Below are 12,512 nucleotides of genomic sequence, written 5' to 3'. Positions count from 1 at the left end.
AAATAATCATCACGGCGCGCATTATGCCGTGGGTTGACGGGATGCCTTGTCTATTACGCACAAAAGCCCCGTTCATCTGGATGAACGGGGCCAGGCGGTAACGCTCGGCGCTACCCGTAGGAGCGAGCTTGCTCGCGAAAAACTCGAGAACAGCACGGGGTATCAGGCTGCCCGCGTCATCGTTGACGTCCATCGCGAGCGAGCTCGCTCCTGCTATGGGTGGAGTTCACCCTTTATCAGAAGTGGAAGTTGGTGCTCAACAATGCCGTACGGCCCGCCGCCTGGTTGGCGAAGTGGGTCGAGAAGGCTTTGTCGTAGTAGGTTTCGTCGGTCAGGTTCTGCACGTTCAGCTGCAGGTCCACGTTTTTGGTCAGCTTGTAGGCAACCATCGCGTCGTAGCGAACATAGTCATCAACCATGGTGGTGTTGGCCACGCTGCCGAACACGTCATCGACGTAGAACGCGCCGCCACCGACGGTCAGCTTCGGCGTGACCTGGTAGGTCGTCCAGAGGCTGGCGCTGTTTTTCGGCGTGTTAGGCAGTTCGTTGCCATCGTTGGCTGCGCCCAGTGGGCCGCCGTCGACTTGCTCGCTGTCCATGTAGGCGTAACCGGCGAAGACCTGCCATTTGTCAGTGATCTTGCCGCTGGCCGACAGTTCGATACCTTGTACGCGGGTCTTGCCGGCGTTTTCATAGGACGTGGTGTCCACTTGAACACGAGCATTGTCCTTTTCGGTGCGGAAGATATCGGCGGTCAGGGACAGGCGATCATTGAGCAGATCCCACTTGGTACCGATTTCGTAGTTCTTGGTGGTTTCCGGCTCCATGTCGCTGCTCAGCAGGTTGCCGGTGCGATCCGGAGTGCCACCCAGCGGGTTGCCTTCCTGACCTTCGCCCAGGGTATTGCCCGGCGGCGTCGCTGACGTAGCGTACGAGGCGTAGATGCTGCCGTTCTCAGCCGGCTTGTAGACCACGCCGAACTGACCGGTGATGAACTCGCTGGTGTCCTTGCCTTTGGAGGCGTTGCCATTGGTCACCACGGTCGCGCCGGCAGCGTTGTAGGTCTTGTACTTGGTGTCGAAGTGGTCGTAGCGCAGGCCCATGTTGACCAGCCACTGCTGGGACAATTCCAGGGTGTCGAACACGTACAGTGCGCGGGTGGTGCTGGAGGTGTCGGTGCCGGCGTAGTTACGCGAGATTGCGCCGTTCCACGGATCGCTCGGGTTCGGGTTTGACAGCGAGGTGCAGTTGTAGCCGCTTGGCGCGCCAATCAGTGCAGGGCTGCAGTTGGTGGTGACTGGGTTGCCGCCTGGAGTGGTATCGGTGTCGACGCTGTACGAGGACTTCTGACTCTTCTCGTGGCTCAACTCGATACCGGTGGCGAAGCTGTTCTTGAACCCGGCGATGTACACGTCACCAAACAGATCGGTCTGGTTGGTGGTGGTGTCAGTGTTGCTGACACGGGTGTTGGCACGACGCCAGACGCTGCCATTGTTGACGTTGCCCTTGGAGTCGTCTGGCTGGGTCAGGATGTAATCCTGCATGCTGCTGCCGTGGCGCAGGGTGTTCTTCACGGTCAGGGCATCGTTCAGGTCATGCTCGATGGCGATGGTCGCGGTGTCGGTGCGGCCCTTGCGGAAGTCGCGTCCGTCCAGGCCGTAGAAGTTGCTGCTGTCGCCACCGTCATCCGGCGTGTCCGGGTTGGACTTGGTGCGCGCGGCAGAACCGGCAACCGGAATGCTGTACGGAATGCCCGAGTCTGGCGTGTCGTTGCTTTCCAGATGGTAGTAATCGAGATTGACGCGGGTGTCGGTACCCAGGCCGAAAGCCACGGACGGCGCGATGCCCCAGCGGTCGTAGTCGACGCTATCACGGCCGGCGACGTTGCTTTCGTGGCTCATCAGGTTCAGACGGCCAGCGGCGGTGTCGGTGAACTGGTAGTTGCCGTCGAAGGTGTAGCGTTGCGTCTGGTCCGAACCCCAGGTGAATCCACCGTCGAGGGAATCGCCCAGATGGGCCCTCTTGCTCACCATGTTGATGCTGCCACCGGCAGCGCCACGGCCGCCAATGGCCGAGTTCGGGCCTTTGCTGACTTCGATCGACTCTACCGCGAAGATCTCGCGGCTTTGCGAGCCGGTGTCGCGCACGCCGTCCAGGTACGTATCCCCCTGGGCATCGAAACCACGGATGAATGGGCGGTCACCCTGGGGGTTGCCACCTTCACCGGCACCGAACGTGATGCCCGGAACAGTCCGCAACGCATCCTGCATGTTCAGGGCGCCAGTGTCCTTGAGTACCTGTTGCGGAATCACGGTGACAGAGCGCGGCGTGTCTACCAGTGGCGCGGTGTACTTGGGCGAGGAGGCTTTTTCGACGTTGTAGCTGGTCGCTTCCTGAGCTTCAGCGTTGATCGAGGTGGCGTCCAGGGAGATCGTGTTGCCCTGCGCCTTGGCGTCGGTCTTCTCTGCGGCCAAAACCATTTGGCCTGCGGAGCCGGCAGTGATTGCCACGCCAATTGCGGACGCGAGCAAACGCGGTGAACTGACAGGTGATTGTAGTTGTTGGCGTGACATTGAAATTCCCCTCCCCAAGGATTTGAGGTCGCGGAATATAGGGTAAACAGGTATTCGTATCAATTGCGAAACATTACTATTCGCACTGAATTTACATTCTTTACAATTTAACCTTACGGTTTTTGCTGATTCGTTCGTCGCGAGGGTTTTACACAGTCAATAAGAATCAATACCATTGACATCCCTTTGCCTGCAGGTATTGCCTCCATGTTGCTGCACATTCCCGGCGTGTTCGCGAAAGAAGAAGTGCAGCGTATCCGGGAGGCCCTGGAGCAGGCGGATTGGGCGGATGGCAAAATCACGGCGGGCTACCAATCGGCCAAGGCCAAGCATAATTTGCAGCTGCCGGAAGGCCATCCACTGGCCAAGGAAATCGGCGCAGCGATGCTGGAACGGCTGTGGAAAAATCCGCTGTTCATGTCCGCAGCCCTGCCGCACAAGGTCTTCCCGCCGTTGCTGAACTGTTATACGGCGGGCGGCAGTTTCGACTTCCATATCGACAACGCAGTGCGCCAGCCGCAGAACAGTATCGAGCGTGTGCGCACCGACTTGTCGGCCACCCTGTTCTTCAGCGAGCCCGAGGACTATGACGGCGGCGAACTGGAGATCCAGGACACCTTCGGCACCCAGCGGGTGAAATTGCCTGCCGGTGATATGGTCCTGTATCCCGGCACCAGCCTGCACAAGGTCAACGCGGTTACCCGCGGGACACGTTTTGCCTCGTTCTTCTGGACCCAGAGCCTGGTGCGCGAGGACAGCCAGCGCGCGCTGCTGTTCGAGATGGACGGGGCGATCCGTCAGTTGACTCAGGACATGCCCGATCATCCTTCATTGATCCGCCTGACCGGCACCTATCACAACCTGCTGCGCCGCTGGGTCGAGGTATGACTTTTCAATTGCGCCGCGAGGAAGTTCTGGACGGTGAACGGCTCAAGGCCATGCTCGACGAAAGCCCGGCGCGTGCTGCCCAGGCCATCCTGATCGCCGCCCGCGAGAACCTCCTGGATGCCCAGGCATTGCTCGGGCAGATCCTGCTGGACGGGCAAGGTATCGAGCAGGATTTGCCACTGGCCCTGCGCTGGTTCGAGATCGCGGCGAAACGCGGCCACCTGATGGCGCGCAACATGCTGGGTCGCTGCCATGAACACGGGTGGGGGTGCGCTGCGGACGCCGTAGTGGCGGCCGGGCATTATCGGATCGCCGCAGACGCAGGCCTGGATTGGGCGATGTACAACTACGCCAACCTGCTGGCAACCGGGCGTGGGGTGGCGGTAGATCAACGCCAGGCGCTTGATTTGTATCGCCGTGCCGCCGGGCTTGGCCACGCGAAATCGATGAACCTGCTGGGGCGTTATCTCGAAGAAGGCCAGTACTGCCCGGTTGATCCGAAGGCGGCGCGTGACTGGTATCGACGCTCGGCGGTTGGCGGCGATTTTCGCGGGCAGTTCAGTTATGCCGCGGTGCTGGCGAATGAAGGCAATGTCGCCGAAGCGCTGGGCTGGTTGCGCAAGGCGCTGGCGGGTGGCAACCTGAATTTCCTGCGGGTGGCGAGCCAGGCGTTGGCGAGCGCCGCCGATCCGCAAATCCGCGCATTGGCAACCGACTACGCCCAGCGCCAAACCGAATTGGAACGCGGTGCCCTGTAACGGCTGGCAATGACGAAACCGTAGCTGTAATGCAATTCTGCGTAGGAGCTGCCGCAGGCTGCGATCTTTTGATCTGGCCTTTGAAAAACAAGATCAAAAGATCGCAGCCTGCGGCAGCTCCTACAGGGAATGCGTTTCAACACAAAAAAGCCCATGACGTGTCATGGGCTTTTTGTCTTGCGCGGCTACCGCTTACACGTAATACGATTTCAGCGGCGGGAAGCCATTGAACTCTACGGCGCTGTAGCTGGTGGTGTAGGCACCGGTCGACAGCCAGTACATACGGTCACCGATTGCCAGGTTCAGTGGCAGGCCGTATTTGTAGTTTTCGTACATGATGTCGGCGCTGTCGCAGGTGGGGCCGGCGATGACTACTTCTTCCATCTCGCCTTTCTTCTCGGTCCAGATCGGGAACTTGATGGCTTCGTCCATGGTTTCGATCAGGCCGGAGAACTTGCCCACATCCGTGTATACCCAACGCTCGACGGCGGTGCGGGATTTGCGCGCAACCAGCACCACTTCGCTGACCAGGATGCCAGCGTTGGCGATCAGCGAACGGCCCGGCTCCAGGATGATTTCCGGCAGGTCGTCACCGAAGTCTTCCTTGAGGAAGCGGATGATTTCCTCGGCGTAGGTTTCCAGGCTGTTGGTGCGGGTGATGTAGTTGGCCGGGAAGCCACCGCCCATGTTGATCAGCTTGAGAACAATGCCGTCTTCTTCTTTCAGGCGCTCGAAGATCACTTTGACCTTGGCGATCGCCGCGTCCCATACGCTGATGTCGCGCTGTTGCGACCCGACGTGGAAGGAGATGCCGTAAGGCACCAGGCCGAGGTCGCGGGCCAGGATCAGCAGGTCCATGGCCATGTCGGTCTGGCAGCCGAATTTGCGCGACAAAGGCCAGTCAGCCGTCGTCGAGCCTTCGGTGAGAATACGCACGTAGACTTTCGAGCCCGGTGCAGCCTTGGCAATGTTGCGCAAGTCGGCTTCGGAGTCGGTGGAGAACAGGCGCACGCCCTTGTCGTAGAAATAACGGATGTCTTTGGATTTCTTGATGGTGTTGCCGTAGCTGATACGGTCGGCGCTGACGCCGCGGTCCATGACCTTGTCCAGCTCGTAGATCGATGCGATGTCGAAGCTCGACCCCTTGTCTTTCAACAGGTCGATGATCTCGACCGCCGGGTTGGCTTTTACCGCGTAATAGACTTTGGCGAACTCGAAACCGGCGCGCAGGTCATCGTAGGCCTGGCTGATCATCGCGGTGTCGATCACCACGAACGGGGTTTCTTGCTTGTCGGCGAACGCCTTCATTTTGTCAAAGGTGGCGCGCTCGAAATAATCTTCGACGTTGATCGACATGCTGGAGACTCCTAAGGGCAAACTGATTTGGTCAATGGGTGTAAATGAACGTCCTCCGTATCCCCACTTTGGTTCGCCTACTTCCCAAGGCATGTCGCCGAAAGCAAAAAAGGCCACGGGAGGCGGTGCTTCCCTTGGCCTTGCTGTCTCGTCGTCAGTACTTGAGCCGGATGGATCGTTTCCAGCATGGACGTTCGGCGCGAACTTTAGGGCGTGAGGGGCTCGAGATCAACAAAAAATGTCGCGTTTTTGCACGCTTCCGTCGTGCGGTCCTGGACAGTTACTGATGTAACCGACCTGCATGACAGTGTGATGTTCCCCAAGAAGGGAGATTTGAATACGTGTAGGAGCGAGCTTGCTCGCGATGGACCTCAACGATAGCGCAGGGAACCTGATACCCCGCGGCGCCATTGAGTGCATCGCGAGCAAGCTCGCTCCTACAGTTATTTTTTGTCAGGCGACCGCAGTCTCGGCTGGCGAAACAATGCTGGTCTTGCCGCCACGGGACTTGCCGGAGCTCAGGTACTCGGCAATCGACTCCTGGGTCACTTCACCCAGGAACACCCGATCGGCGTCCATCACCGGCAACCACGAGCGGTTGAACTCGTACATGCGCGACAACAGGATGCGCAAATGCTCGTCGTAGGCCGCCGTGGCGTTGAACTCGCGCAGGTATTGCGCGCACGTGCCGGCCTGGCGATGCAGGTCACGACGTCGGACATAGCCCAGCGCCTTGTTCTCACCATCCGTCACCACCACATAACGGCGGTCATGCTCGTCCATCAGCTCCAGGGCGTCGGCCACCGGGGTTTCCGGGCTGACCGATGGCGCGTTGTCCGCCGCGTCTTCAGCCTTCACCAGCAACAGGCGCTTGAGGGTGCTGTCCTGGCCGACGAAGTTGCTGACAAAGTCATCCGCAGGGTGCGCCAGCAAGGTGTCCGGATGATCGATCTGCAACAATTTGCCTGCGCGGAAGATCGCAATCTTGTCGCCCAGCTTGATCGCTTCGTCGATGTCGTGGCTGACCATGATCACGGTCTTGTTCAGCGCGCGTTGCATCTCGAAGAATTCGTTCTGGATCATCTCGCGGTTGATCGGGTCGACCGCGCCGAACGGTTCGTCCATCAACAGCAACGGCGCATCTGCCGCCAGCGCACGGATCACACCGATCCGCTGCTGCTGGCCGCCCGACAGTTCACGCGGGTAGCGATTGAGATACTGCTTGGGTTCAAGCTTGATCATGCTCATCAACTCGCGGGCGCGGTCGTGGCATTTCTGTTTGTCCCAGCCCAACAGGCGCGGGACGATGGTGATGTTTTCCTCGATGGTCATGTTCGGGAACAGACCGATCTGCTGGATCACATAGCCGATATTACGGCGCAGGGTCACGGCGTCGAGGTCGGTGGTGTCCTCGCCGTTGATCAGGATCTTGCCCGAGGTGGGCTTGATCAGGCGGTTGATCATTTTCAGCGTGGTGCTTTTGCCGCAGCCCGATGGCCCGAGGAACACACAGATTTCGCCTTCATTGACGGTCAGGCTGACGGAGTCCACGGCTTTCACATCTTTGCCGTTGCTTTGGAAGGTCTTGCTGAGGTTTTGAAGTTCGATCATTTGAGCAGTCCTTTTGGAGTCAGCGTGCGTTGCAGCCATTGCAGAAGCAGGTCGGCGAAGATGGCCAGGAGACTGACCAGCACGGCGCCGACGATCAGCATCGACATATCGCTGCGGCTGATTGAAGCGAGAATGAGTACACCCAGGCCACCGGCACCGATGGTGGCGGCGATGGTCATGACACCGATGTTCATGACCACGGCGGTGCGTACACCGGCGAGGATCACCGGCACTGCAATCGGCAGCTCGACCATACGCAGGCGCTGGCCAAAGGTCATGCCGATACCGCGGGCGGCTTCGCGAATGCCAGGTTCCACGCCCGTCAGGGCGAGGTAGGTGTTACGCATGATCGGCAGCAGCGAGTACAGGAAGACGGCGGTGATCGCCGGCATCGGCCCCAGGCCCTGGCCGAATTTCGAGTAGAACGGCAGCAGCAGGCCGAACAGTGCGATCGACGGCACCGTCAGCAGCACCGTGGCGCTGGCCTGCAGCGGCCCGGCCAGTGTCGGGAAACGGGTCATCAGGATGCCCAGCGGCACGCCGGCTACGATCGCCAGGGTCACGGCAATGCCGACCAGGGTGATGTGCTGCCAGGTCAGATGCGCCACCTGGGCCCAGTCGAGATGGGAAAAGGCGTTCAAAAATTCCATGTCTTTTCCTCCTTAGTTGATTGGGTGCTGGCGCAGAAAATCGGCGGCAACGGATGATGGGCTTTCGTGACCGACGTCGACCCGCGCATTCAGAGCACGCATGGTCTCGTCATCGAACAGCTCGGCCAGCGGTTTGATTTCTTCCGCGAGTTTGGGATGAGCGTCGAGGTAAGCCTGGCGTACCACCGGCGCTGCGGTGTAGTCCGGGAAGTAGTGCTTGTCGTCTTCCAGCAACTTGAGTTTGAAGGCGTTCAAGCGACCGTCGGTGGTGTAGACCAGGCCGGCGAACACCTGGCCATTACGCAGGGCGGTATAGACCAGCCCGGCATCCATCTGGCGCGTGTTTTTCCGGGTCAGGTTCATGCCATAGAGCTCGACCATGCCGGCCATGCCGTCGGAACGGTTGGCAAACTCGGTGTCCAGGGCGACGAGGTGGTTAGTCTTCGCCTCAGCCTGCATCACCGTGTTCAGCTCGCTGATGGTGTTGATCTGCGGATAAGCCTTGGCGGTGGTTTCCGGCAGTGCCAGGGCGTAGGTGTTGCTGAACTTCGACGGGGTGAGCCAGACCAGGCCTTTTTTTGCGTCGAGTTCTTTCACCCGGGCGTAGGACTGGGCGCTGTCGAGCTTTTCAGTGATGTGGTTGTAAGCCACCAGCGACACGCCGGTGTATTCCCAAATCAGGTCCAGTTGACCGCTTTCCTGAGCGCTGCGAGCGAGGTTGCTGCCCAGACCGCCCGTCACCTGGGTGTCGTAACCCTTGGTGCGCAGGTACTGGGAAGTGATTTCCGCGAGCAGGGTCTGTTCGGTGAACACCCGGGCGCCGATGCGAATCACCGGTTTTTCAGCGGCTTGAGCCAATCCTGCGAACAGCAGGACACAGCCCATTATCAAGGTCATGCCTTTCAGGTGGAGAGCTTTCATAAATATTCCTTTGCCGAGGCTTAAGACGGGCGCAAGCCGCGTTCGAGCCAGAGGCGGCTGGCCAGTGTCACCAGACCATCGAGCAGCAAGGCCAGCAAGGCGGTACACGCCGCGCCGAGCAGCAGTTGCGGCTGATTGTTCAGGGCGATGCCAGGGAAAATCAGGCTGCCCAGGCTGTTGGCGCCGATCAGGAAGGCCAGCGGTGCCGTACCGACGTTGATCGCCAGGGCCACACGCACACCACCGATGATGATCGGTACGGCGTTTGGCAGTTCGACCCGCCACAGCACTTGAGTCGGCGTCATGCCGATGCCGACGGCTGCTTCCTTGAGCGAACCCTGGACGTTTTTCAGGCCTTCATAGGTGTTGCGCACGATCGGCAACAGCGAGGCAAGGAACAGGGCGAAGATCGCGGGACCACTGCCGATGCCAAGGATGCCCAGGGCGATGGCCAGTACGGCCAGGGGCGGCACGGTGTTGCCGATGTTGAAGATTTGCATGAAGCGTTCAGCACGGCCAACCATGGTTGGGCGACTGAGGAAGATACCGGCGGGTATGCCCACAACAAGGGCGGCCAGCATGGAAGCGAGGACGAGCATCAAATGGGCTTGCAGGTAAAACAACAAATCGTCGCGGTAATGTTCGATCGTATTGATGCCGATCCAGTGGACCAGCAGGGCCAGGAGTGCGACGACAACCGCACCTCCTATCAGCCCTTTGCCATAGCGAATAGCCACAGGCGGACTCCTTTTTTTCTTTGTCGGCGAACGCAGTCCCGAGTGGCAGTGCCATTCCTGGCTGCCGGGCAATGCAACGTTCGCGAGAAGCAGCTCATGCCGCACGCCTTCCTGTAGTAGCGAGCTCGCTCGCGAAAAATGTCCCGACACCGCGGTTAACCAAATAGCCCGCGTTATCGTTGACGTCCATCGCGAGCAAGCTCGCTCCTACAGGGGAAATGCGTGCGGCTTATCGAGCCATAAGCGCAGCCTCGTCAGGCCAACTTGCTGATTTATCAGCCCCTGACACGAGTGCTGTAACAGGGGAGTGGACGTCTGCACCTTTTAAAAGGTTCCATAAATAACAGCAAATAGCCACCGTCGGAGCTGCCGAAGGTGTTTGGGGGAGGGTACGAGCGGTGGTCCGTGGGGCGCGTTTTAAGCTATACTCGCCGCCCTTTTTTGAATCACCTGCCAGGCGATTTCCCATGACCAAACAGGCCGCCGAAGTCGCGAAACGCCGCACTTTCGCCATTATTTCCCACCCCGATGCCGGTAAGACCACCATCACCGAGAAGCTCCTGCTGATGGGCAAGGCGATCGCGGTTGCCGGCACGGTGAAGTCTCGCAAGTCCGACCGCCATGCCACCTCCGACTGGATGGAAATGGAAAAACAACGGGGTATTTCCATTACCACGTCGGTCATGCAGTTCCCGTATCGCGACCACATGGTCAACCTGCTCGACACCCCGGGCCACGAAGACTTCTCCGAAGATACCTACCGTACCCTGACGGCGGTCGACTCGGCATTGATGGTCCTCGACGGCGGTAAGGGTGTGGAGCCACGGACCATCGCGCTGATGGACGTCTGCCGTCTGCGGGACACGCCGATTGTCAGCTTCATCAACAAACTCGACCGCGACATCCGTGACCCGATCGAACTGCTCGACGAAATCGAAGCGGTCCTGAAGATCAAGGCTGCGCCGATCACCTGGCCGATCGGTTGCTACCGCGACTTCAAGGGTGTGTATCACCTGGCCGACGACTACATCATCGTCTACACCGCCGGTCACGGCCACGAACGTACCGATGTGAAGATCATCGAGAAGCTCGACTCGGACGAAGCCCGCGCGCATCTGGGCGACGAGTACGACCGCTTCGTCGACCAGCTGGAGCTGGTGCAGGGCGCCTGCCACGAATTCAACCAACAGGAATTCCTCGACGGCCAGCTGACTCCGGTGTTCTTCGGTACTGCCCTGGGCAATTTCGGTGTCGATCATGTGCTCGACGCCGTGATCAATTGGGCGCCGAAACCCCTGGCGCGGGTCGCCAACGAGCGTACCGTGGAACCGATCGAAGAGAAATTCACCGGCTTCGTGTTCAAGATCCAGGCGAACATGGACCCCAAACACCGCGACCGTATCGCCTTCATGCGTATCTGCTCCGGCAAATACGAAAAGGGCATGAAGATGCGCCACGTGCGCACCGGCAAGGATGTACGGATCGGCGACGCGCTGACGTTCTTCTCCTCCGAGCGTGAGCAACTGGAAGAAGCCTTCGCCGGCGACATCATCGGCCTGCACAACCACGGCACCATCCAGATCGGCGACACCTTCACCGAAGGCGAAGTCCTGGGCTTCACCGGTATCCCGCACTTCGCCCCGGAGCTGTTCCGTCGTGTGCGTCTGCGCGATCCGCTGAAATCCAAACAGCTGCGCCAAGGCTTGCAGCAACTGGCCGAAGAGGGCGCGACCCAGGTGTTCTTCCCCGAGCGCAGCAACGACATCATCCTCGGCGCCGTGGGTGTGCTGCAGTTCGACGTGGTCGCCAGCCGCTTGAAAGAGGAATACAAGGTCGAGTGCTCCTACGAGCCGATCACCGTGTACTCGGCGCGCTGGATCGATTGCGACGATAAGAAGAAGATGGAGGAATTCCGCGTCAAGGCTGTGGAAAACCTCGCGGTCGACGGCGGCGGTCACCTGACCTACCTCGCCCCGACCCGGGTCAACCTGGCGCTGATGGAAGAGCGCTGGCCGGACGTGAAATTCCGTGCGACGCGTGAGCATCACTAAGCGTTGAGCTGTCACACAAAAGCCCCGTTGCGAAAGCCTCGGGGTTTTTGGTTTCTGGCGAAGATCAAAAGATCGCAGCCTTCGGCGTATACCTGTAGGAGCTGCCGAAGGCTGCGATCTTTTGATCTTGGCGCGCTAGAGCACAAACGTCCCTTGATGAAAAACCATCTGCCATCGCCCTGCTCTCTGACGCCAGATTGAGCTGCGCAAGGTGGTGTTGTCATCGGTTAGGCAGCGGTAGGTCACCAGGGCGGTATCAGCCGAGATTGGTTTAACGGCGAACTCGGTGATGGTGCGTTGGACGAAGACCTGATCAGGCAAACTCTCGACCACGTCGGCTTTGCACCACACGGCCCCACTGGCGCCAAACTCCGTGAAGTCGTCGTCGATCAACTGTGAAATCGCTTCGGCATCAATCCGCGTGGCCTGCGCCAGCAGGCGTTGTTCCAGTTCTAGCAGTGTCTGCAATAGCGACATTGCCGCCTCCATCGTCCGTAAAACCGGGCTCATATCGATTCGCCATAATCATTATGCAAAACCAGTCTGCTTGTGAGCGGCATTCTGCTGTTTCATTAACGTCCTATCTGGAGAACCGACTCAATCGGAACTAAATTCCACGGACTGCCCCTCAGGCATCCCATGCTTAACCAAAAGGATGAATTCGGCTATGAGCATTTTTCAACGCATTTTGCTGTTGCTAAAGGTTTTGGTGATTATGTCCGTTGGCATGTCCGCAGCGCGGGCCGAATGCCCCGATCACGGTGAACAGGCATCGAGCGGGCAGGTAGGGCACTCAGGCCTGATGATCGCCAAGTCCGAATCCGAGCCCGGTGACCAGGGGCAGGGCGGTAGCGCGGACGACGATGATTCCACTACCGAGGAGCCGGATTCCGACGACCCGGATGAAGGCGATAGCCAGACGTAAGAGGTAATTTCGGGCAAAAGAAAACCCCTTCACTCCGACCGT

General features: G+C 59.3%; 11 protein-coding genes. 4 read left to right on the top strand and 7 right to left on the bottom strand.

The features are described from left to right. Positions 1–236: 236 nt before the first annotated feature. Positions 237–2,573, bottom strand: a complete 2,337-nt coding sequence (locus AAEZ05_RS08730; protein ID WP_350646925.1) for a TonB-dependent receptor — start codon at positions 2,571–2,573, stop codon at positions 237–239. 207 nt (positions 2,574–2,780) lie between these two features. Here AAEZ05_RS08730 and AAEZ05_RS08725 point away from each other — a divergent pair, with 207 nt between their 5' ends. Together AAEZ05_RS08725 and AAEZ05_RS08720 are read left to right on the top strand one after the other, a co-directional pair. Beyond that, complete coding sequence (locus tag AAEZ05_RS08725; protein ID WP_045060023.1) at positions 2,781–3,461, top strand: Fe2+-dependent dioxygenase; 681 nt, start codon at positions 2,781–2,783, stop codon at positions 3,459–3,461. Beyond that, the gene (locus tag AAEZ05_RS08720; protein ID WP_350646924.1) at positions 3,458–4,219 is read left to right on the top strand and encodes a tetratricopeptide repeat protein; all 762 of its coding nucleotides are present in this window, start codon (positions 3,458–3,460) and stop codon (positions 4,217–4,219) included. Before AAEZ05_RS08725 ends, AAEZ05_RS08720 begins: the two co-directional genes overlap by 4 nt. 192 nt (positions 4,220–4,411) lie before the next feature. Here the strand turns inward: AAEZ05_RS08720 and AAEZ05_RS08715 are convergent, their stop codons facing one another. The 5 genes from AAEZ05_RS08715 to AAEZ05_RS08695 all read right to left on the bottom strand — a co-directional run bounded on the left by AAEZ05_RS08715 (position 4,412) and on the right by AAEZ05_RS08695 (position 9,494). After that, complete coding sequence (locus AAEZ05_RS08715) at positions 4,412–5,575, bottom strand: type III PLP-dependent enzyme (RefSeq protein ID WP_045060021.1); 1,164 nt, start codon at positions 5,573–5,575, stop codon at positions 4,412–4,414. A gap of 453 nt (positions 5,576–6,028) precedes the next feature. Continuing rightward, positions 6,029–7,186, bottom strand: coding sequence for an osmoprotectant ABC transporter ATP-binding protein OsmV (locus tag AAEZ05_RS08710; RefSeq protein ID WP_045060020.1), 1,158 nt, complete (start codon positions 7,184–7,186; stop codon positions 6,029–6,031). Next, positions 7,183–7,836 (bottom strand): ABC transporter permease, encoded by a 654-nt coding sequence (locus AAEZ05_RS08705; protein ID WP_045060019.1) that lies wholly within the window; start codon positions 7,834–7,836, stop codon positions 7,183–7,185. The genes AAEZ05_RS08710 and AAEZ05_RS08705 overlap by 4 nt, the downstream gene beginning before the upstream one ends. 12 nt (positions 7,837–7,848) lie before the next feature. Then, positions 7,849–8,757, bottom strand: a complete 909-nt coding sequence (locus AAEZ05_RS08700; protein ID WP_414704656.1) for a glycine betaine ABC transporter substrate-binding protein — start codon at positions 8,755–8,757, stop codon at positions 7,849–7,851. Between the two features lie 20 nt (positions 8,758–8,777). Next, positions 8,778–9,494 carry an ABC transporter permease gene (locus tag AAEZ05_RS08695; protein ID WP_045060018.1) on the bottom strand — a complete coding sequence of 239 codons (717 nt, stop codon included), beginning with the start codon at positions 9,492–9,494 and terminating at the stop codon, positions 8,778–8,780. A gap of 467 nt (positions 9,495–9,961) precedes the next feature. Here AAEZ05_RS08695 and AAEZ05_RS08690 point away from each other — a divergent pair, with 467 nt between their 5' ends. Continuing rightward, entirely contained in the window at positions 9,962–11,545 is a 1,584-nt protein-coding gene (locus AAEZ05_RS08690; protein ID WP_045060017.1) for a peptide chain release factor 3, read from the top strand. Between the two features lie 135 nt (positions 11,546–11,680). Here AAEZ05_RS08690 and AAEZ05_RS08685 read toward each other — a convergent pair whose 3' ends face one another. Beyond that, the gene (locus AAEZ05_RS08685) at positions 11,681–12,055 is read right to left on the bottom strand and encodes a nuclear transport factor 2 family protein (RefSeq protein ID WP_350646923.1); all 375 of its coding nucleotides are present in this window, start codon (positions 12,053–12,055) and stop codon (positions 11,681–11,683) included. Between the two features lie 157 nt (positions 12,056–12,212). On the opposite strand from AAEZ05_RS08685, the gene AAEZ05_RS08680 reads away from it, so the two are divergent. After that, positions 12,213–12,470 (top strand): hypothetical protein, encoded by a 258-nt coding sequence (locus AAEZ05_RS08680; protein ID WP_045061496.1) that lies wholly within the window; start codon positions 12,213–12,215, stop codon positions 12,468–12,470. Positions 12,471–12,512: the final 42 nt, after the last annotated feature.

This window comes from Pseudomonas sp. HY13-MNA-CIBAN-0226 (assembly GCF_040310305.1).
Classification (GTDB): Bacteria; Pseudomonadota; Gammaproteobacteria; order Pseudomonadales; family Pseudomonadaceae; genus Aquipseudomonas; species Aquipseudomonas gregormendelii.
The sequence above is the reverse complement of the archived record's forward strand: the minus strand, read 5'-3'. Positions and strand labels throughout refer to the sequence as shown.

What these genes read in the sequence shown, in the direction of transcription:
- AAEZ05_RS08685 (WP_350646923.1), bottom strand. Translation starts at nt 12,055, where the DNA reads ATGAGCCCGGTTTTACGGACGATGGAGGCGGCAATGTCGCTATTGCAG.
- AAEZ05_RS08710 (WP_045060020.1), bottom strand. Translation starts at nt 7,186, where the DNA reads ATGATCGAACTTCAAAACCTCAGCAAGACCTTCCAAAGCAACGGCAAA.
- AAEZ05_RS08720 (WP_350646924.1), top strand. Translation starts at nt 3,458, where the DNA reads ATGACTTTTCAATTGCGCCGCGAGGAAGTTCTGGACGGTGAACGGCTC.
- AAEZ05_RS08705 (WP_045060019.1), bottom strand. Translation starts at nt 7,836, where the DNA reads ATGGAATTTTTGAACGCCTTTTCCCATCTCGACTGGGCCCAGGTGGCG.
- AAEZ05_RS08725 (WP_045060023.1), top strand. Translation starts at nt 2,781, where the DNA reads ATGTTGCTGCACATTCCCGGCGTGTTCGCGAAAGAAGAAGTGCAGCGT.
- AAEZ05_RS08715 (WP_045060021.1), bottom strand. Translation starts at nt 5,575, where the DNA reads ATGTCGATCAACGTCGAAGATTATTTCGAGCGCGCCACCTTTGACAAA.
- AAEZ05_RS08680 (WP_045061496.1), top strand. Translation starts at nt 12,213, where the DNA reads ATGAGCATTTTTCAACGCATTTTGCTGTTGCTAAAGGTTTTGGTGATT.
- AAEZ05_RS08700 (WP_414704656.1), bottom strand. Translation starts at nt 8,757, where the DNA reads ATGAAAGCTCTCCACCTGAAAGGCATGACCTTGATAATGGGCTGTGTC.
- AAEZ05_RS08690 (WP_045060017.1), top strand. Translation starts at nt 9,962, where the DNA reads ATGACCAAACAGGCCGCCGAAGTCGCGAAACGCCGCACTTTCGCCATT.
- AAEZ05_RS08730 (WP_350646925.1), bottom strand. Translation starts at nt 2,573, where the DNA reads ATGTCACGCCAACAACTACAATCACCTGTCAGTTCACCGCGTTTGCTC.